Genomic DNA, 20,219 nt, shown 5'->3' on the forward strand with positions numbered 1-20,219 from the left:
ATGGTCCCGATTCGCAGCGTAGCACCGGGTGGCCGGGCGGTGTGGTGGTTGTGTGGTCCGGTGGAGCATTGGTCAATTGGCTGAGCCAATCTGCCACCGATGTCTTGACGGCCGAACCGCCCGGCCCTCAACGTGAGTCAGCCAGCAGGCCACTTGGCCCGACCGTCCCCGGTCCGCCGACCGGGTCCCCGTGACGGGAGCGCTCGATGTCCGACGAATTGATCTCGATACTCGTGCTGGTGGTGGTCTTCGTCATCGCCACCACCCGGTCGATCAACATGGGCGCCCTGTCCTTCGCCGCCGCCTTCGGCGTGGGCGAGCTGGTCGCCGACTTCAGCGCGGACCACATCTTCGCCGGGTTCCCGGGCGATCTGTTCGTGGTGCTGGTGGGGGTGACGTATCTGTTCGCCCTCGCCCGCGCCAATGGCACCACGGACTGGCTGGTGCACGCCTCGATCCGGCTGGTGGGCGGGCGGGTCGCGCTGATCCCGTGGGTGATGTTCGCGGTCAGCGGGGCGCTGACCGCGATCGGGGCGGTAAGCCCGGCGGCGGTCGCGATCGTCGCCCCGCTCGCACTCTCGTTCGCCGCGCGGTACCAGATCAGCCCGCTGCTGATGGGTGCCATGGTGGTGCACGGCTCCCAGGGCGGTGGCTTCTCCCCGATCAGCATCTACGGATCGATCGTCAACGGCATCGTGGACCGGGAGAAGCTCCCCGGCAACGAGGTCACGCTGTTCCTCGCGAGCCTGGTGGTCAACCTGATCATCGCCGCCGTCGTCTTCGTCGTCTGCGGCGGGCTGAAGCTCCCCAGGACCGCCGTCGCCACCGCCGGGGAGGAGCGGGAAGACGGGGCGGAGGAGCCACCGGCCGACCCGGATGGCCGTCTCACCCCGGCCCGTATCGCCACGCTGGCCGCGCTGGTGGCGCTGGTGGTCGCGGTGCTCGCGTTCGACCTGGACGCCGGGCTCACGTCGATCACCCTCGCCGTGGCCCTGAGCGTGTTCTGGCCGGACCACGGCAAGAAGGCGGTGAACGAGGTCACCTGGCCCACCGTGCTGCTGATCTGCGGTGTGCTCACCTATGTCGGGGTGCTGGACGAGATGGGCACCATCACTTACGCGGGCAAGGCGGTCAGCGACATCGGGATTCCGCTGCTCGCCGCCCTGCTGCTCTGCTACATCGGCGCGATCGTCTCCGCCTTCGCCTCCTCGGTGGGCATCATGGGCGCGCTGATCCCGCTCGCCGTTCCCTTCCTCGCCCAGGGCGACATCGGCGCGGTGGGGATGATCGCGGCCCTCTCGGTCTCGGCGACCGTCGTCGACGTCAGCCCCTTCTCGACCAACGGCGCGCTGGTGCTGGCCAACGCGCCGGATGTGGACCGGGACCGGTTCTTCCGGCAGCTGATGATCTACGGCGGGATCATGGTGGTCGCGGTGCCGCCGGTCGTCTGGCTGGCGATGGTGGTCCCCGGCCTCGGCTGAGCGGGCCGACGGGCAACCGGCCGGGCGGAGACGCGGACTCAGCCCGGTGGCAGCGGAACCCAGTGGGATTCGCCCGGGGCCACGGTCAGCGAACGGTCGGCGAGCCGCACCTCGATCGGGCTCTCCTCGGAGTCCGGCACGCTGATCCACAGCCGCCCGGCCCGCACCCGCAGCGCGACGCCCCAGTGGCCGCGGTAGCGCATCGAGAACCGATACTCCGACAGCCCTGACAACCCTGGCAGCCCGGACGGCTCGGGCAGCGGCACCGGGTCCAGCCACAGGGCGTCCTCCCGGGTCTCAAGACCGGTCAGGCCGCGCTGCACCAGATCGAGGGTGCCGCCCATGGCGCCGAGGTGGATGCCCTCGCCGGTGGTACCGCCCTGGACGTCCGCCACATCGCCGAGCAGCGCCTCCTGGAAGTGCCGCCATGCCTCGGCCCGGCGCGCCCGCGCCAGCACCCAGCCGTGCACCAGCTCGCTGAGGGTCGAGCCGTGGCTGGTCCGGGACAGGTAGTACTCCACGGTGGCCCGCCAGATGTCGTCGTCCAGGGCGTAGCCGAGCCGCCGGAAGAGGTCCGACAGCTCGGCGGGGGCGAAGAGATAGCCGAGCATCAGCGCGTCGGCCTGCTTGGAGACCTGGTAGCGGTTGACGGAGTCGCCCTCGGACTCCAGGATCCGGTCCATCCGGCGGATGTCGTCGTAGCGGGCGCGGTAGCCGTCCCAGTCGAGCTCGGCCAGCTCCCCGTAGCCGTCGAACTGGCTGATGACGCCCCGGTGGAAGGGGACCAGCAACCGCCGTGAGACGTCCTCCCAGCGCTCCGGCTCCGCGCGGTCCAGACCCACCCGCTCGAACAGCGCGCGGCGGCGCGGTTCTGGCAGGGTGCGGGCGAGCTCCAGGGCCCGGTCGAGCACCCAGGCGGCGGTCACGTTGGTGTACGCGTTGTCGTCGATGCCGGGGCGGTCGGTGCCGGGGTAGCCGTCGTGGTACTCGTCGGGCCCGACCACCCCGCGGAGGCGGTACCGCCCCCGCTCCGGATCGGACACGGCCGTGTCCGCCCAGAAGCGGGCGATCTGCAGCAGCATCTCCGCGCCCTTGGTGTGCAGGAATTCGGTGTCGCCGCTGGCCTGGCAGTACTGCCACACGTTGTACGCCACCGCCGAGCCCACATGGTGCTGGAGCCGGGAGTGGTCCGGCAGCCAGCGGCCGGAGCGCGGGTTCAGATGCAGGATCTGGGTCTCCTCGCGCCCGTCGCTGCCGCTCTGCCAGGGGTACATCGCCCCGGCCCGGCCGGCGTCCGCGGCGGCGCGGCACGCCTGGGGCAGCCGCCGGTGACGGTAGTGCAGCAGGGCCCGGGACACCTCGGGGAAGTGGAGGTTCAGATACGGCAGCACGAACAGCTCGTCCCAGAAGACATGTCCGCGGTACGCCTCGCCGTGCAAGCCCCGGGAGGGGACGCCCACGTCCAGCTCCGCGGTGTGCGGCGAGAGCGTCTGGAGGATGTGGAACAGGTGCAGCCGAAGGATGTGGCCCGGCTCGCCGGGGACCTCCAACGCCGCCTCGCGCCACAGGTGTTCCCATGCGGTGCGGTGGGAGGAGAGCAGCTTCCCGAACTCCGGCGCCCGGGCCACCCCGTCGAGGGCGGCCTGGGCCGGATCGCTGATCGCGGGGTCCTTGGAGGTGTAGAGCGCCACGGTCTTCTCGACGGTGACGGGAGCGTCCGGCGCGAGCGGCACGGCCAGGGTGCGCAGCGCGGCGCTGTGGGTGAGCCGCTGCCCGGTGCCGGTGGGCGTCCCGCCGCGGACGGCCAGGGTACGCGCGGCCATGGCCACCCGCACCTCGGAGCTGGTGGTGCGGCAGCTCAGCCATACGGTGCCGGGGCCCGCGGCGCCGGTGCGGTGGTCGACGAGATGGCGGCCGGCCAGCGCGTCGTAGCGGGCCACGCCGGTGTTGGCCACGGCACCGTCGAGCCCCGACTCCAGCTCGACGGTGCCGGACCAGCCCTCGGCCCGGAAGGTGGTGCGCAGGGCCGCCAGATGCGGATCCCCCATGTGGACGAGGCGCTGCTGCTCGACGTGGAGCACCCGGCCGTCGCCGTAGGTGAACCGCAGCCGCCGCATGAGGGTGCCGTGCCGGAGGTCGAGGGTCTGCCGGTAGCCGCTGAGCTCGTCCCCGTCGGGGGTGAGCCAGCCCCCGGGACCCGCGGGCCGGTCCGGGTCGCGGACGCGGTAGCGCAGCGGCAGCCAGTTCGGCAGGTTGACCATGTCCTCGTTCTCGACCTGGCGTCCGCCGATCACCGAGGTCAGCCGGTTGTAGCAGCCCGCCACATAGGTGCCGGGGTAGTGGGTGTCATCGGCGGCCGTTTCGGGGGCCGCGCCCCGGGTGGCGACATAGCCGTTGCCGAGCGTGCACAGCGACTCCCGCAACCGCTCCTCGGCGGGCTCGTAGCCCTCGTACTCCCACACCCAGTCCGACACGGCCGCTCACCGGCTCTCCTCCTCGACACCCCCATTGTGGTCCCGGCCGGAGGGCTTCACCGGCTGCGCCGCGCCCCCCGCGCGGCGCGCGCTCAGCAGTTCGTGTAGTCGACCCGGCTGTTGTTGTACGAGCAGGTGTCGACCGTGGAGCCGCCGGTCTTGCGCAGGGTGGCCTTGTCGCGGTCGTTGTTCCAGACGTACGCCCGGCGGTCCTGGTACTTGGTGGCCGAGGTGTCGGAGCCGGAGCCGGTCCGGACGGTCACGGTCTTGCCCGCGCCGAGGGTGTAGCTGGGGAAGGTGTACTTGTGGTTGCTCGCGTCGACGAGCACCCAGCCCTTGAGGCTGACCCCGCGCGAGGTGGAGTTCTTGATCTGGACGTACTCGCCGTTGAGGCTGGAGTTGCTCCGGTTGTCCGTGCCCGGAGAGTCGTAGTAGATCTTGGAAAGGTGTACGGAGCCCGCGGCTCCGGCGGGTGTGGCCGGGTACAGCAGGGCGATCGCGCAGCCGGCGGCGAGCGCCGCGCCGATGCGGGCGGTGCGTGCGGACATGAGTCCCCCCTTGCGTTGGTGCGTGGTGAAGCGGTGGTTAGAGCCTGTGTCATATCCCCGGCCGGGCGTGCGACGCCTGGCACGCACGCTGATCCGACCGGGGATATGACACAGGCTCTAGCGCAGGACGGACGGGCGGCCGCGCCCGAAGATGGTTTGGAGTCAGCGAGCTGACTCCTTCGGCGCGGCCGTCCGTCCGTCTTCCCCCCACCTGTGTGGAGGACCAGAGTGGACCATGGCCGGAACGCGGCGGCAGGGCTGTGTGGCCCATGCTCCAGGGCCGTACGGCCCTAGCGCGGATCCGGTTCACGGCCCCCTGCCCATGGTGGGGCCCGGGTCAGCGGCCGTACTGCGCCCCGCCGTTGATGTGCAGCACCTGGCCGGTGACATACGCGGCCTCGGGGGAGGCCAGATAGCGGATGGCGGCCGCGATCTCGACGGGCGTCCCGGGCTGTCCGGTGAGCGTCTGCCCGATCTGCTGGGCGATGAACTCGGGGGTGCCGCGCTCGCCGAAGAACTCGGTGTCCTCGACATAGCCGGGGGCCACCGCGTTGGCGGTGACGCCCTCCGGGCCGAGCCGCCTGGCCAGCTCGAAGGTGTAGGTGTGCAGCGCGGCCTTGGTGCCGCCGTACGATCCGGGGCCGCGCAGCGCCGCGACCGAGGACAGGTGGACGATCCGGCCGCCGGGCCGGGTGAGGTGGGGCAGCAGCGCCTCGGTGAGCAGCACGGCGGTCAGCACGTTGGCCTCGAAGTTCCGCTGGTACTGGCCGGCGATGCCCTCGAGGGTGCCGTCGTTGGAGGGCGCGACATTCCCGCCGGCGTTGGTGACGACGACATCCACCTCACCGTCCGCGGTGATGAACTCGGCGGCGCGCCGGGTCTGCTCCGGGTCGCTGAGGTCCGCGCTGGTCCAGGTGACCAGGTCGGCGCCGTGGGCGGCGTTGAGCTTGTCCGCCGCGGCGCGCAGCACCTCGGCGCGGCGCCCGAGGATGACCACCCGGTCGCCTTCGGCGGCGAAGGTCTCCGCGGTCGCCAGTCCGATGCCCGTACCGCCGCCCGACACCACGATCCGTCGCCCCATCACGGGCCTCCTCAGTGCAGCTTATTGAATTCCGGTCACATCTATGAACAAGCACGCTAGGAAGAAAGCGCATTCCCGTCAAGGCTCAGTACCCAACAGCCGGGCTGTTGCCTTGCGTTCACTATTGACAGGTTCTGTTGAGGATGGCGCAATGGCGGCGCCCCACTTGTCCCAGCAGCTGTCCCAAAAGCTGTTCCAGCAAGGAGGACATGTGCGTTTTCGTTCATCTTTCGCCAGATCCGTGGTCGCGACCGTGACCTTGGCGCTTGGCGCGCTCGGTCTGCTGACCGCTCCCGGTCCGGCCGCGGCCGACACCCCCTCCGACGACCCCTCGGTCGTCCACGGCCTCCGCGGCGACTACTACCTCCAGTCCGCCCCGGGGGCCTTCGACTTCCACGAGCTGAAGGCCACCAGCCTCGACCCCGCCCTCGACTTCGGCAATCTGGAGCCGCGGCTGCAGGCCACCACCGGACGGTCCGACGACGTCAGCGTCCGCTGGACCGGCCAGATCACACCGGAGCGCTCCGGTGCGCACACCTTCTCGATCACCGCCGACAACGGCTTCCGGCTGTGGATCGACGGCAAACCGGTCATCGACCACTGGGTGGACGACTGGGACAAGGAGCAGACCTCCCAGCCCGTCGAGCTCACCGCGGGCAAGGCGTATGACATCAAGGTCGAGTACTTCGAGCACTACGGCGGCTCCAACTTCCACCTGTCGTGGACCCCGCCGGGCGCGGCCAAGGCGCCCGTGCCCGCGTCCGCCTTCCGGCTGCCCGCCGACTTCACTTACGACGGCCCGGTGGCCAGCGCCGTCCAGCCCGACGGCCGGACGCTGCTGCTGGACTTCGCCCAGCCCCTGACCACTCCCCCGGCCGACCTGACGTCGCATCTGTCCGCCGTCATCGGCGGCGCGGCCTGGCCGCTCGGGCGCGCCCGGCTGGACGCGGCCGACCCGTCCCGGCTGCTGCTCTCCCTGAAGGAGCCGGTGGTCGGCCGCGGCGGCGAGGCCGTCGTGGCTTACGACGGCAAGGGCGGTCTCGAGGACGGCGACGGCGCCATCGACCCGTACGTCTCCTTCGGCGGCAACAAGTCGACGTATCAGCTGAGCACCCCCTGGGCCAAGGACGTCGGTCCTGACAACGCCCACCCCGAGTACCCGCGCCCCCAGCTGACCCGCGACCAGTGGCGCAACCTCAATGGCACCTGGCAGTTCGCCGCCGCGAAGGAGGGGCAGAAGCCGCCGGTCGGGCAGAAGCTCAAGGAGCGGATCCTGGTGCCGTACCCGGTGGAGTCCAAGCTCTCCGGTGTGGAGCGCCATGAGGACCGCATGTGGTACCGGCGGACCTTCACCGTCCCGGCCGATTGGAAGGTCGGCCAGGACAAGCGGTTGCGGCTGAACTTCGACGCCGTCGACTGGCAGGCCGAGGTGTATGTGAACGGCACCCGGGTGGCCGACCACCGCGGCGGCTACGACCGGTTCAGCGCCGATGTCACCGACGCCCTGCGGCCGGGCCGCACCCAGGAGCTGATCGTCGGCGTCTACGACCCGACGGACGCGGCCGACGGCGAGAACCCGCCGATGGGCAAGCAGCGCCTCGACCCCAGCGGCATCTTCTACACCCCCTCCTCCGGGATCTGGCAGACCGTCTGGATGGAGCCGGTCGCCACCGACCACGTGGACACCCTCAAGCTGACCCCGGACGTCCCCGGTAAGGCCCTCACCACCGAGGTCCGCGGGGTGCGGGACGGTGTCCCGGTCACCGCGACCGCCTACGACGGACGGCGCGCGGTCGGCACCGCCACCGGGCGCACCGGAAAGCCGCTGACCGTCCCCGTGCCCTCCCCGCACCTGTGGTCCCCCGACGATCCGCATCTGTACCGGCTGAAGGTGACGGTCGGGCGGGGCGCCTCGGCGGACCGGGTGGAGAGCTACTTCGGCATGCGGAGCATCGCCGTCAAGGAGGTGGACGGCAAGAAGCGCACCGTGCTCAACGGAAAGCCGATCTTCTCCATGGCCACCCTCGACCAGGGGTTCTGGCCCGACGGGCTGCACACCGCGCCGACCGACGAGGCCCTCGCGTACGACCTGAAGATGCACAAGAGCATGGGCTTCAACTCGGTGCGCAAGCACATCAAGGTCGAGCCCGACCGCTGGTACTACTGGGCCGACCGGCTGGGCCTGCTGGTGTGGCAGGACATGCCCGCCATGAACACGGTCACCCCGTCCGAGAAGGCGCAGGCGCAGTACGAGCACGAGATGAAGCGGATGATCGACCAGCACATCAGCAGTCCGTCGATCGTCATCTGGGTGACCTTCAACGAGGGCTGGGGCCAGTACGGCGGCCCGAAGGTGCCGACGCTCGCGAAGGGCTGGGACCCCAGCCGGCTTATCAACGGCGCCAGCGGCTGGAACGACACCGGCAACGGCGACCTCGCCGACATCCACGCCTACCCCGGCCCCGGCGATCCACGTCCGGACGCCTCACGGGCGGGGGTCACCGGCGAGTACGGCGGTCTCGGTCTGGCCGTCCCGGGGCACGCCTGGCCCGTGCAGCACACCTATGTCGGCGTGGACAAGGACCAGTACACCGACGAGTATCTGAAGCTGCTGGACAAGGTGCGCGGGCTGGTCGCGTGCAACGGCAGCAGCGGGGCCGTCTACACCCAGATCACGGATGTGGAGGGCGAGCTCAACGGGCTGCTCACCTATGACCGCAAGGAGATCAAGCCCGATGTGGAGCGGCTGCGCCAGGCCCATCAGGCGCTGATCCGCGACGCGGCGGACCCGGCGTCCATGGAGTGCACCGGCTAGCCGCACGGCTCGGCCCATGGTGATGACCCGCTCCGGGGCGCGCGTCCCCGGGGCGGGTCATTCCGCCGCCAGCGCCTCGACGGCGGCCACCGTACGGTCCACCACCACGTCGTACAGCCTGCTGTGCGCCCGTGGCAGCCGCGCCAGCAGCGGGGCCACCGCCTCCCGCTCGTCCTGGGGGTAGCGGGCCAGCGCCTCGCTCAGGGCGTCCAGCTTCCGGGCGGAGACCGGGCCGCGGTGGGTCTCGTAGACCGCGTGGCCGATGACGGTGGAGCCGATGAGGGCCACGGCCAGCGCGAGATCGTCCTCGGTCAGCTTCAGGGGGCGCAGCATCCGGGTGAGGACCACCAGGGAGGAGATCCGGGCGGGCTGCTGGGTGGCGGCCATATAGGGGAGCAGCTGGCGGTAGGGCAGCAGATAGTCGCGGCTGTTGTGCATCCAGGCGCGCAGCCGCTCCTGCCAGGTGTCCCCCGGCGGGTCCCTGTGCTGGGCCTCGGCCAGGACGCGGTCGGCCACGGCCTGGAGGAGGTCGTCGCGGTCGGGGAAGTAGCGGTAGAGCGCCATGGGGGCGGAGCCGACCGCCTCGGCGACCCTCTTGACGGTCAGCGCGGTCTCCGGCTCGCGGACCGCGAGCTCCGCGGCGCTCCGCACGATCTGCTCGCGCGACAGACGGGGCGGGCGCCCACGTCCTCTGCGGACGGTCCCCTCCGCGGTCCCGGCCATCCGGTGTCCTTTCGCTCGCCCCCGTCGTACCAGGCCCCAAGGCTACGCAAGGTCGCTCGGGCCCCGCTCGTGGCCGTCCGCGGCCGTGGACGCCCTCCCACGCCGTGCCGGGATGACGATCCGTCCGCGTCCGACCCCCGTGCCGAAGAATCCGAGCGGCAAGATCCTCGAGCGTGAACTGCGGGAGATCTGCCGCGACATGGCCGATGAGCCGCGGGCCGACCGGGGCGGCCATATTTGACGTACCCGCTACACAAAATTGTGCGACACTGCTGCGGCACTGATGTGAATCGGCCATGCCCCGACGAAGGACCACCGTGACTTCCTCACCTCCTGCCCCCGATGCCCCCGAAACGGCGATGACCGCCCACCCGCCGCGCTCCGGCCCGGTGGTCGCCGTCCTGGCGTTCGGCGGGATCGTCGTCTCCCTGATGCAGACCCTGGTGGTGCCCCTGGTCCCGGACCTTCCGGAGCTGCTGCACACCTCGGCCTCGGACGCCTCCTGGGCGATCACCGCCACCCTGCTCGCCGGTGCCGTGGCCACCCCGGTGCTGGGCCGGCTCGGCGACATGTACGGCAAGCGGCGGACACTGCTGCTCAGCCTGGCGATGCTGGTGGTCGGATCGGTGGTGTGCGCGCTCTCCGACACGCTCGCGCCGATGATCGTCGGCCGTGCGCTCCAGGGCTTCTCCGCGGGCGTGATCCCGCTGGGCATCAGCATCATGCGCGATGAACTGCCCGCCGAACGGCTCGGCTCGGCGATGGCCCTGATGAGCTCCTCGCTGGGCGTCGGCGGTGCCCTCGGCCTGCCCGGCGCCGCGGCGCTGGCCGAACACGCCGACTGGCATGTGCTGTTCTGGGTCTCGGCGAGCCTGGGCACGGTGGTGATCGCACTGGTGCTGGCGGTCGTACCGGAGTCCCCGGTGCGCGGCGGCGGGCGGTTCGACCTGGTGGGCGCCGTCGGGCTGTCGGCCGGGCTGCTCTGTCTGCTGCTGGCCATCTCCAAGGGCGCCGACTGGGGCTGGGCCAGCGGTGTCACCACCGGGCTGTTCGCCGCGACGGTGGTCGTGCTGCTGCTGTGGAGCCGGTGGGAGCTGCGGGTGAGCGGGCCGCTGGTGGATCTGCGCACCACCGTGCGCCGTCAGGTGCTGCTCACCAATCTGGCCTCCATCGTCATCGGCTTCGCGATGTTCGGGATGTCGCTGGTGCTGCCGCAGCTGCTCCAGATGCCCGAGGCCACGGGGTACGGGCTGGGCCAGTCGATGATGACCGCCGGTCTGTGCCTGGGCCCGTCCGGTCTGGTGATGATGGCGATCTCCCCGCTGTCCGCACGGATCACGGCCACCTGGGGCCCCAAGACATCGCTGATGCTCGGTGCCGGGGTGATCGCCGTCGGCTACGGCATGGGCATCTTCCTGATGGACGCCGTGTGGCAGATCGTGGTCATCTCGTGTGTGATCGGTGCCGGGATCGGCCTCGCGTACTCCGCCATGCCCGCGCTGATCATGTCGGCGGTGCCGGTGTCCGAGACCGGCGCGGCCAACGGGCTCAACACCCTGATGCGGTCCATCGGCACCTCGACCGCCAGTGCGGTGGTGGGCGTCGTCCTCGCCCATATGACCACCGCGTTCGGGCCCGTCGAGCTCCCGTCCCTGGGCGGCTTCCGCACCGCCTTCGCGATCGGCGGCGGCGCCGCGCTGGTGGCGCTCGCGGTCGCCTCGCTGCTGCCGGGGCGCGGTCCGGACCGGCTCACGGCCACCTCGGAGCGGCCCGGCACACCGGAGCCGGTGGCGGGCCGCTGACCGACAGCGGAACGGCCGAGGTCACTTTCGCAGCCGCCCGTATCCCCCGCCCGCCCACGCGGCGGCGAGGGGGATACGGGCGGCTTTGTCATGACAGGGCGTATACGGGCCATCATGTGGACAGTGGTTGACGGAACGGGCCACCGCGGTGCTGAATGTTGCGAGTGAGGACTGAGCTGCCCCTGGTCACCCGCGACCACATCGACTTCGGTCGGGTGTGGTCCGCCTCCTGTTCCGGCTGACCCGGCAGCGGGCCGTCCGACCGGCCGCCCTCCTCTGATCCCGGGCCCCTCGCCCGTCGCTTTCCCGCGCCTGACGCGCCATCACCCCTGGTGGGCCAATGCCGATGTCCGGGTCCGGCGTGTCTCCGGCGTCGCGTTCTCCTCGCCTTCTTCGCCTTCTTCGCCTTCTCCGCCTTCCGAAAGGGTCGCCCCATGCCCGTGGAGTTCCTCGGCATCGCCGCCACCAACGACGGCTCCGAGACCGGGCCGCGCTCCGGCGCGGCCTTCGACAAGGAGTACACCCTGCGGCTCGCCCGGGCCCATGAGGACCACGGCTGGGACCGGGTGCTGTTCGCCTACGGCTCCGGCTCGCCCGATCCCGCGCCCGCCGCCGCCTACATCGCCGCCAGGCTGGACCGGCTCCGGATCCTGCTGGCCCACCGGCCCAACGTCTCCTATCCGACGTACGCCGCCAAGACGTTCGCCACGCTCGACCAGATCAGCGACGGCCGGCTGACGGTGCACTTCATCACCGGCGGCAACGACCACGAGCAGCGGCGTGAGGGCGACACCCTCACCAAGGACGAGCGCTACGCGCGCACCCGTGAGTACATACGGATCGTCAAGAAGATCTGGACCACCCATGAGCCCTTCGACCACGAGGGCGAGCACTACCGCTTCCACGACTTCGTCAGCGATGTCTTCCCGGTCCAGCAGCCGCGCCCGGGCGTCTCCTTCGGCGGCTCCTCCCCCGCGGCCTACGCGGCGGGCGGGGCCGAGGCCGACATCTACTGCCTGTGGGGCGAGCCGCTGGAGCGGACCGCCGAGCAGATCGCGGCGGTGAAAGCGGCCGCCGCGGCGGCCGGGCGGAGCGATGTGCCGAGGATCCAGGTGGCGTTCCGGCCGATCATCGCCCCGACCGAGGAGCTGGCCTGGGAGAAGGCACACCGCACGGTGGACGCCATCCGCGCCCGCAAGGAGCGGGGCGAGGCGACGACCGTGCGCCACCACCGCAGGGGCGCCCCGGAGAACACCGGCTCACAGCGGCTGATCTCCATCGCCGAGGCGGGCGAGCGCTACGACCGGGCGCTGTGGACCCCGACCGCCGCCGCCACCGGTGGCGCAGGCAACTCCAACGCGCTGGTGGGCACGCCGGAGACGGTGGCGCAGGCGCTGCTGGACTACTACGACCTGGGCGTGGACATCCTCTCCGCGCGCGGCTACGACCTGCTGGGCGACGCGATCGACTTCGGCCGGTACGTCATCCCGATCGTCCGCGAAGAGGTCGCCAAGCGGGACGCCGAGCGCGCGGCCCGGGGCCCGCAGACCCTCGCGGCGGTGCGCTGATGACCTCCGTGGCCGAACCCCAGCCACAGCTGACGGTGGTCCGGGTGACCGTGGACGACCCACGGGTCGAGCCGCTGCTGCGCGAGCTGGCGCATGAGTACTCCACCCGCTACGGCAGGGCGGCCGACGGTGAGCTGAACCGCTATCCGGCCGAGGAGTTCGCCCCGCCGCACGGGGAGCTGCTTCTGCTGCTGGAGGGCGGTGAGCCGGTCGCCGGGGGCGCGTACCGGCGGTACGACGAGCGGACGGCGGAGCTCAAGCGGATCTGGACGCACTCGGGGCATCGGCGGCGCGGGCTGGCCCGCCGGGTGGTGGCGGAGCTGGAGCGGTCGGCCGCCGGGCGCGGCTACCGCCGGATCCACCTCACCACCGGCCCCCGCCAGCCGGAGGCGCGCGGGCTGTATCTGGCCACCGGCTACACCCCGCTGTTCGATGTCTCGGCCGACCCGGAGACCATCGGCCCGCTCCCGTTCGAAAAGGGGCTGTAGGCCCGGCGGAGCGCCCTCCGCCAACGCGTGTCCGTCCGTCCGCCCGGCCGCTCCGGGCGGACGGACGCATTCCCCCCGTTTACGGTTGACCGTTCTGTGTCAACTGTTGCCGGGTGCCCGTGGGTGCGGTTTTAGGATGCGGTAATTCTGCCGCGACCCGACCGTCCGAAGGCACGCCATGACCAAAGTCCTGAACGTCGATGCACTACCCGAGCCGTCCGTGCTCAAACGCGCGAAGCGACGGCGTCCCGGACTTCTGGTGGCCAATGCGATCGTGCTGGTACTGGCCGCGATGGCGGTGACCACGATATTCACCAACCCGCGTTTCGAGTGGGAAACCGTCGGCAAATACTTCTTCGAGATCCGGGTGATGAAGGGCATCGGGGTCAGCATTGGAATGACCGCGGTGACCATGGCACTCTCTTTGGTGTGCGGCACCATGGTCGCGCTGATGCGCATGGGCGACTCCCGCCTCATGTCCACGGTCGCGGCCGCCTTCATCTGGGTTTTCCGCAGCATTCCGATGCTGGTGCAGCTGCTTTTCTGGTACAACCTCGCGGCCCTCTTTCCGACGCTGTCCCTCGGCATTCCCTGGGGGCCGCGTTTCGTCACCTTCGATTCGAACAGCGTCATCGGCCCGCTGACCGCCGCGATCATCGGTCTGACCCTCCACGAGACCGCCTACATCGCGGAGTTGATCCGGTCCGGGCTGCTGGCCGTGCCCGATGGACAGCGCCAGGCGGCGTCCGCGCTGGGGTTGACACCGACTCAGATCTTCTTCCGCGTCACCCTCCCCCAGGCGCTGCGGGTGATCGTCCCCCCGATGGGAAATGAGCTGATATCTCTCCTCAAGGCCACCTCCCTGGTCAGCGTGATCACCCTGGCCGACCTGCTCTACTCGGTCCAGCTGATTTACGCCAAGAACTTCCAGACCGTTCCACTGTTGATCGTGGCCGCCATTTGGTACATGATCATCACTGGCGCCATTACCCTTCTTCAGCAGCGCCTGGAGCGACGTCTGGGACGACACACCCTGATTTCGGCCGACAAGGCCGGGAAAGTGAAGAGGATCGAGCACTCGGTATGACCGCGGCATCGCAAATGGAATCGCAGGCCATCGTCTCCCTGCGCGGGATCCGCAAGTCGTTCCGCGGCACCGAGGTACTGCACGGCATCTCCCTGGATATCCACCGAGGTGAGACGGTCTGCCTGATCGGTCCCTCCGGATCCGGAAAGAGCACACTGCTGCGCTGTGTCAACCACCTCGAAGTGCCCGACCAGGGCGTGGTGATGGTCGACGGCAGCGTGATCGGCTATCAGCTGCGCGGGCGCACCCTGCATGAGCTGGGTGCCCGGGAGCTGGCCGCCCAGCGCTCGGCGATGGGCATGGTGTTCCAGAGCTTCAATCTGTTCCCGCACCTCACCGCCCGCGAGAACATCGTGGAGGCCCCGCGCCGGGTGCTCGGGCTCTCCAAGGCCGCGGCCGACGCGCGGGCCGTGGAGCTGATGACCCGGGTGGGACTCGCCCACAAGCTGGACAGCTATCCGGACAAGCTCTCCGGCGGCCAGCAGCAGCGGGTGGCCATCGCCCGCGCCCTGGCGATGCGGCCCAAGGTGATGCTCTTCGACGAGCCGACCTCCGCCCTGGACCCCGAGATGGTGCAGGAGGTGCTCAGCGTCATCAAGGACCTGGCCCGCGACGGCATGACGCTGGTCGTCGTCACCCATGAGATGCGCTTCGCCGCCGATGTGGCCGACCGGATCGTCTTCATGGACGACGGCCGGATCGTCGAGGAGGGCACCCCGGACGCGCTGCTGCGCGCTCCCTCACACGACCGCACCCGCATGTTCCTGTCGAAGGTCAGCCCATGAGCACCGAACTCCCCCTGCCCGCCAAGACCGCCCGGCGCCTGAAGCTGTGGGACTCCTACCGCTCGTACCAGTACCTGGAGGCCGGGGAGGACTACCGCGCCTTCGAGCTGGCGCCCGCGCTCGGCCGGGTCCCCGGGGCCGCGCTGGAGTGGAGCGAGGACGTCGAGGTCCGCGCGCGGGACTTCGAGGAGCGCCATCTGGTGATCTCCGCCCATGACCACCTCTCGCTGCGCCCCGCCGATCCCGGGGACTTCGCCGCGTACCGCCGCCAGGGCCGGGAGTCGATCCCCTACGAGGGCATCGCCCACTCGGGGGTGGACCTGTTCTTCGACGGCGGCCCGGCCGCGGTGAGCATGATCCGCTCCCATGCCCCCTGGGACTGGGACGACGCGGTCAGCGACCTGGCCATGCGCCAGGCGGACCTCGACCATCAGCGGCTGGTGGTCCCCGTCCGCACCCTCGAGGACGCCGACCGGGCGCGGGCCGGCCACCAGGTGGGGGTGGTGCTGACCCTGGAGTCCGCCTCCCCCATCGGCAATGACATCGACCGGCTCGATCTGCTCTACGGCCTGGGCGTACGGCTGCTCGGCCTGGTCTACAGCGAGAGCAACCAGCTGGGCTCGGGGCTCGCCGACGCCGGGGACACCGGTCTGACCCTGCTCGGCCGCCGGGCGCTGCGCCGGATGAACGACCTCGGGATCATCGTCGATGTCTCGCACAGCGGGGACGCGACGGCCCTGGACGCCGTGCGCCGCTCCACGGCCCCCGTGGTGATCACCCATGCCGGGTCCCGGGCGCTGTGGCCGACCCCGCGGATGAAGCCCGACGACGTGATCCGGGCCTGCGCCGGGTCCGGCGGCTTCATCGGCGTCGAGGCGGCGCCGCACACGACCATCACCGCCCGGCACCCCCGGCACGATCTGGACTCGGTGATGGAGCACATCGAGCGCTGTATCGATCTGGTCGGCATCGACCACGTGGCCTTCGGCCCGGACACCAACTTCGGCGATCACACGGCCTGGCACCGGACGTTCGCCCCGCTCTTCGGCAAGGACGACGCGCACGACGGCAAGGCCCCCGAACTGCCGCCGCACGAGGAGGTCGCGTACGTACGGGGCTGTGAGAACCCCGCGGAGGCCGTCGGCAACATGATCCGGTGGCTGTTCGACCGCGGCTACTCCGAAGCGGACGTGGCCAAGCTGGCCGGGGGCAACGTACGGCGCGTCGCCGAGACCGTCTGGGGCCGCTGACCGGTCCCGCACTTCCGCATCCGCCACCCCCCACCTCCCGGAATGGAGCACCCATGCGCAACCGTCCCCATGTCGCCGCATGCGCCCTGCTGGCCTGTCTGACGCTCGGCCTGTCGGCCTGTTCGGTGGACGACACCCCCGAGGGGGGCAAGGACAACAAGAGCCGTCCGGCGGTCACGCTCGCCCCCGAGCCCAAGGACAGCGCGCTGGCCGCCGAGGTGCCCCATGCCTACACCAAGAAGACGCTGATCATGGGCGTCAGCGAGTACGCGCCGTATGTCACCTTCGAGTCCGACGGGAAGATCACCGGGCTGGTCCCCGAACTGGCCGCGCAGCTCTCCTCGTTGCTGGACATCAAGATCAAGGTGGAGCGGACCAATTTCGACGCGGTCATCCCGGGGCTGAAGTCCGGACGGATCGACCTCAGCGCGCCCTCCGGTGACTTCATCGAGCGCCAGAAGGAGGTCGACTTCGCCGACTTCGCGCAGAGCAGTGTGACGCTGATGGTACTCAAGGACGGCTCCTTCCGCCCCAAGAACGGCCTCGAGGTCTGCGGCCACAAGGTCGGCGTCGAGAAGGGCGCCGGAACGCAGAACGTGCTCGCGGCGCAGAACAAGCGGTGTGCCGCCAAGGGCAAGCCGTCGGTGGACGCGAAGCTCTACACCGATCTGCCCGCCGCCTCGCTGGCGCTCCAGAGCAAGCGCGTGGAGGCGGTGGCCGCGCCCAGCGCCTCCAACACCTCGGTGAGCCAGAACTCGCACGACCGCTTCGAGACGCTCGAGCTGAAGGACATGCTGGACCTGCCCGCCGCGACGGCCATCTACGGCATCCAGGCCAAGAAGGACGCCGGGCTCGCGCCCGTGATCGTCAAGGGGCTGCGGAAGCTGTACGAGTCGGGCACCTACGCCAAGCTCTTCGGCCAGTGGGGGCTGCCGCTGTCCACCGTCACCCGGGACCAGATCGCCCTCAACGGCTCCAAGCAATCCCAGACCCAGTGAGATCTTCCATGGCACGAACCAGTCAGACCGAAACGACCGGCGACAGAGGGCGGGCGGCCTGGGAGGAGCCCGCCCGTCTGCTGGACGAGCGGGTGTGGCGACGCACCCTGCGCGTCCCCGTACGGGACGGGATCGTCCTGGCCGCCGATCTCTTCACCGACCAGGAGCGGCCGGGGCCCCGCCCGGTCATCCTGGAGCGGACCCCGTACGGCCGCCGGCAGATGCGCGACTCCGACCGCAGCCGCCACGACGAGCCGGTGCCCACACCGGAGGAGACCTCGGCGTTCTTCGTCCGCGCCGGATATCACGTGGTGCGGCAGGACTGCCGGGGCCGCGGCGACTCCGAGGGCACCTTCGTGAAGTACCTCGGCGAGGGGCCGGACGGGGCGGACACCATCGACTGGATCGCCGCCCAGCCCTGGTGCGACGGCCGGGTGGCCATGATGGGCGTGTCCTACTCGGCCCACGCCCAGACGGCCGCCGCGGCCGAGTCCCCCGCCGGGCTGTCCGCGATGTTCATGGACTCCGGCGGCTTCGCCAGCGCCTACGAGGCCGGGATGCGGATGGGCGGCGCCTTCGAGCTCAAGCAGATCACCTGGGCCTTCCGGCACGGTGAGGAGAGCCCGGAGGCGGAGCGGGACCCGCTGGTGCGCAAGGCGTTCGCGGGGACGGATCTGCGCGACTGGTTCACCGTGCTGCCGTGGCGGACCGGCGTCTCACCGCTCGCCCAGGTGGACAGTTACGAGCGCTATCTGCTCGACCAGTGGCGGCACGACGCCTTCGGGGCGTACTGGCGCCAGCCGGCCATCTACGGGCGCGGCCACTACGACCGCTTCCCGGATGTGCCGACGCTGCACATGTCGAGCTGGTACGACCCGTATGTCCGCTCCACCATCGAGAACTTCACCGCCATGGGCCGGCTCAAGCGGTCCCCGGCGTATCTGGTGATGGGGCCGTGGAAACACGGGCTGCGCTGTGTCACCTTCGCCGGCGACGTGGACTTCGGGCCCGCCGCGACCCTCAGCGGCAATGTGGACACCTCGTATCTGTCCTTCCGCCAGCGGTGGTTCGACGCGGTGCTGGGGGGCGGCGACCCGGAGTCGATCCCGCGGGTGCGGTACTTCCTGATGGGCGGCGGGGACGGCCGGCGGGACGAGGCCGGACGGATGCGGCACGGCGGCCGCTGGCAGACCGACACCCAGTGGCCCCCGGCCGGGACCCGGGAGACCGCGTTCTACTGCCACACCTCGGGCGAGCTGAGCCGGGAGCGGCCGACGGCGACACGGGCCTGGGTGGAGTACGACTTCGACCCGAACGACCCGGTGCCCACGCTCGGCGGCCAGGTCACCTCGGGTGAGCCGGTGATGGTCGGCGGCGCCTTCGACCAGGTGCCGGACGAGCGGTTCTACGGCGCCCGCCCGCCGTATCTGCCGCTGAACTCCCGGCCCGATGTGATCTCGCTGGCCACCCCGCCGCTGGAGGAGCCGCTGGTGGTGGCCGGTCCGGTCACCGCGCGGCTGTTCATCTCCTCGTCCGCGCCGGACACCGACTTCACGGTGAAGCTGGTCGATGTGCATCCGCCGAACGAGGACTATCCGCACGGCTTCGCGATGAACCTCACCGAGGGCATCTTCCGCTGCCGCTTCCACAAGTCCTTCGAGCGCCCGGAGCCGCTGGAGCCGGGCGAGGTCTACGAGATCGAGATCCCGGCGCCGGACACGGCCAACCGCTTCGAGGCCGGGCACCGGCTGCGGGTGGACATCTCCTCGAGCGACTTCCCCCGGTTCGACGTCAACTCCAATACGGGGGTGCCGGAGGCGGTCAGCCGCCGCAAGGTGGTGGCGACCAACCGCGTCCACATGGACGCGGACCACCCCTCGGCGGTGCTGCTGTGGACCCAGCCGGGCTGACCGGCGGTCGGCGTACGGCCGTCACCGCATGATGGTCGCCAGCACGTCCTGCCCCAGCCGGAGCAGGGTGCTGGTGGCCAGCCGGTGGTAGACGTACTTGCCCTCGCGCTCGGACTCGATGAGCCCGGCGTCCCTGAGCTGGCGCAGGGTGCGGGAGACCTGCGTATCGGCGAGGCCCAGCCGCTGGGCCAGTTCGGAGGTGGTGATGGGCTCGCCCAGCAGATGGCGGCACAGCTCCATCCGGCCCAGGGACGCCAGCGCGGACATCCGGGCCCGCAGCTCGGCCTGGGTGAGCTGATCGGCCGTGCCGCCCTCCTGGGCGGCGAACTGGAGCACCACCGGGTGGCACTCCTCGTCCTTGACGGTCAGATGCGGCCAGACATGGACGGAGGGGAGCAGGAAGAGCGGGCGCGGGCCGATCTCGATCTCGGCGACGGCCAGCTTGTCGTAGCGCACCCGCGAGCCGCCCCGGGAGACCACCGCGGTGGGGCTGAGCCCGGCCAGCACCTCGGCCAGACCGCGCCGCCGGATGTCGGTACGGACCCGGGCGGCGGCCGACTCCAGCCGGTCGCGGACCGTGCGCCACTCGGAGGCGAAGAACGCCTCGGCGCAGGCGTCCAGGAAGCACAGGAGCCGGTCGCGCAGCCCCTCGGGCGAGGCCACCAGGTCGTGGGCCAGCTCGCCCCGCCGGAAGGAGCGCCGCTCGCACTGCTCCACATAGCGCTCGGCGGCCCCCGGGTCGGTGAGCAGGCTGCCGGCCGGGGGCACGGCCTCCCGGAAGCCGAGCACCCCTTGGGAGCACAGCCCCACGAACTCCTCGAGCGGCAGCTTCTCCAGATGGCGCAGCTCGTCCTCGAAGGGCTGGTCCAGCGGGAGCTCCAGCGGGAACAGCAGTCGGCAGCGGAGCCGGGCCCACAGCGGGGACAGGGCGCTCATCTCATGGGCGAGGGAGGGGGCGAGCGCCGTGCCGAGCCGCCGGGTCCAGCGCTGGGCCTCGGGGTGGTGATCGGGCTCGGCCATGATGTGCAGCACCGACATGAGCTCGGCCAGCGGTGACCGGCCGACGTGCACGTCGGCCGGTTGGGCGCGCTGGAGGTTGAGCGTGATCCCCACACCCGCACATTACTCGGCGGCCGCCGGACCCGGCCCGGGTGTCTCGCGAATCGGCGCCGGACTGCCTGGTCAGCGGCAGGTCGGGGGCGGAGTCGG

The 20,219-nt window shown here is 70.8% G+C and carries 16 protein-coding genes; 11 read left to right on the forward strand and 5 right to left on the reverse strand.

Annotation, left to right across the window (positions count from 1 at the left end):
- Window positions 1-206 precede the first annotated feature (206 nt).
- Window positions 207-1,481, forward strand: a complete 1,275-nt coding sequence (locus ACZ6TD_RS07400) for an SLC13 family permease (protein ID WP_471351752.1) — start codon at window positions 207-209, stop codon at window positions 1,479-1,481.
- Between the two features lie 38 nt (window positions 1,482-1,519).
- Here the strand turns inward: ACZ6TD_RS07400 and ACZ6TD_RS07405 are convergent, their stop codons facing one another.
- The 3 genes from ACZ6TD_RS07405 to ACZ6TD_RS07415 all read right to left on the reverse strand — a co-directional run bounded on the left by ACZ6TD_RS07405 (window position 1,520) and on the right by ACZ6TD_RS07415 (window position 5,584).
- Window positions 1,520-3,955, reverse strand: a complete 2,436-nt coding sequence (locus ACZ6TD_RS07405; RefSeq protein ID WP_471351754.1) for a glycoside hydrolase family 65 protein — start codon at window positions 3,953-3,955, stop codon at window positions 1,520-1,522.
- A gap of 92 nt (window positions 3,956-4,047) precedes the next feature.
- Window positions 4,048-4,503 carry a lamin tail domain-containing protein gene (locus tag ACZ6TD_RS07410; protein ID WP_471351755.1) on the reverse strand — a complete coding sequence of 152 codons (456 nt, stop codon included), beginning with the start codon at window positions 4,501-4,503 and terminating at the stop codon, window positions 4,048-4,050.
- 337 nt (window positions 4,504-4,840) lie between these two features.
- The gene (locus ACZ6TD_RS07415) at window positions 4,841-5,584 is read right to left on the reverse strand and encodes an SDR family NAD(P)-dependent oxidoreductase (protein ID WP_471351756.1); all 744 of its coding nucleotides are present in this window, start codon (window positions 5,582-5,584) and stop codon (window positions 4,841-4,843) included.
- Window positions 5,585-5,735: 151 nt separating this feature from the next.
- On the opposite strand from ACZ6TD_RS07415, the gene ACZ6TD_RS07420 reads away from it, so the two are divergent.
- Complete coding sequence (locus tag ACZ6TD_RS07420; protein ID WP_471351757.1) at window positions 5,736-8,399, forward strand: PA14 domain-containing protein; 2,664 nt, start codon at window positions 5,736-5,738, stop codon at window positions 8,397-8,399.
- Window positions 8,400-8,456: 57 nt separating this feature from the next.
- Here the strand turns inward: ACZ6TD_RS07420 and ACZ6TD_RS07425 are convergent, their stop codons facing one another.
- Entirely contained in the window at window positions 8,457-9,122 is a 666-nt protein-coding gene (locus tag ACZ6TD_RS07425) for a TetR/AcrR family transcriptional regulator (RefSeq protein ID WP_471351758.1), read from the reverse strand.
- Window positions 9,123-9,234: 112 nt separating this feature from the next.
- Here ACZ6TD_RS07425 and ACZ6TD_RS07430 point away from each other — a divergent pair, with 112 nt between their 5' ends.
- From ACZ6TD_RS07430 to ACZ6TD_RS07470, 9 genes are all read left to right on the forward strand, one after another.
- Window positions 9,235-9,363: a hypothetical protein gene (locus ACZ6TD_RS07430; protein ID WP_471351760.1), complete on the forward strand. Its 129-nt coding sequence runs from the start codon at window positions 9,235-9,237 to the stop codon at window positions 9,361-9,363.
- A gap of 118 nt (window positions 9,364-9,481) precedes the next feature.
- Window positions 9,482-10,924, forward strand: coding sequence for an MFS transporter (locus ACZ6TD_RS07435; protein ID WP_471357535.1), 1,443 nt, complete (start codon window positions 9,482-9,484; stop codon window positions 10,922-10,924).
- Between the two features lie 434 nt (window positions 10,925-11,358).
- Entirely contained in the window at window positions 11,359-12,492 is a 1,134-nt protein-coding gene (locus tag ACZ6TD_RS07440; protein WP_471351761.1) for an LLM class flavin-dependent oxidoreductase, read from the forward strand.
- The gene (locus ACZ6TD_RS07445; RefSeq protein WP_471351763.1) at window positions 12,492-12,980 is read left to right on the forward strand and encodes a GNAT family N-acetyltransferase; all 489 of its coding nucleotides are present in this window, start codon (window positions 12,492-12,494) and stop codon (window positions 12,978-12,980) included. Before ACZ6TD_RS07440 ends, ACZ6TD_RS07445 begins: the two co-directional genes overlap by 1 nt.
- 178 nt (window positions 12,981-13,158) lie before the next feature.
- Window positions 13,159-14,067, forward strand: coding sequence for an amino acid ABC transporter permease (locus ACZ6TD_RS07450; RefSeq protein WP_471351764.1), 909 nt, complete (start codon window positions 13,159-13,161; stop codon window positions 14,065-14,067).
- The gene (locus tag ACZ6TD_RS07455; protein WP_471351765.1) at window positions 14,064-14,852 is read left to right on the forward strand and encodes an amino acid ABC transporter ATP-binding protein; all 789 of its coding nucleotides are present in this window, start codon (window positions 14,064-14,066) and stop codon (window positions 14,850-14,852) included. The genes ACZ6TD_RS07450 and ACZ6TD_RS07455 overlap by 4 nt, the downstream gene beginning before the upstream one ends.
- A complete protein-coding gene (locus ACZ6TD_RS07460) occupies window positions 14,849-16,102 on the forward strand; it encodes a dipeptidase (protein WP_471351767.1) in 1,254 nt (417 codons plus the stop codon). The genes ACZ6TD_RS07455 and ACZ6TD_RS07460 overlap by 4 nt, the downstream gene beginning before the upstream one ends.
- 53 nt (window positions 16,103-16,155) lie before the next feature.
- A complete protein-coding gene (locus tag ACZ6TD_RS07465) occupies window positions 16,156-17,100 on the forward strand; it encodes a transporter substrate-binding domain-containing protein (RefSeq protein WP_471351769.1) in 945 nt (314 codons plus the stop codon).
- A gap of 8 nt (window positions 17,101-17,108) precedes the next feature.
- Window positions 17,109-19,010, forward strand: coding sequence for a CocE/NonD family hydrolase (locus ACZ6TD_RS07470; RefSeq protein WP_471351770.1), 1,902 nt, complete (start codon window positions 17,109-17,111; stop codon window positions 19,008-19,010).
- Between the two features lie 21 nt (window positions 19,011-19,031).
- On the opposite strand, the gene ACZ6TD_RS07475 is transcribed toward ACZ6TD_RS07470, so the two are convergent.
- Entirely contained in the window at window positions 19,032-20,123 is a 1,092-nt protein-coding gene (locus ACZ6TD_RS07475) for a DUF5937 family protein (RefSeq protein ID WP_471351772.1), read from the reverse strand.
- Window positions 20,124-20,219 lie beyond the last annotated feature (96 nt).

The sequence above is a fragment of the Streptomyces yongxingensis genome (genome assembly GCF_055597465.1).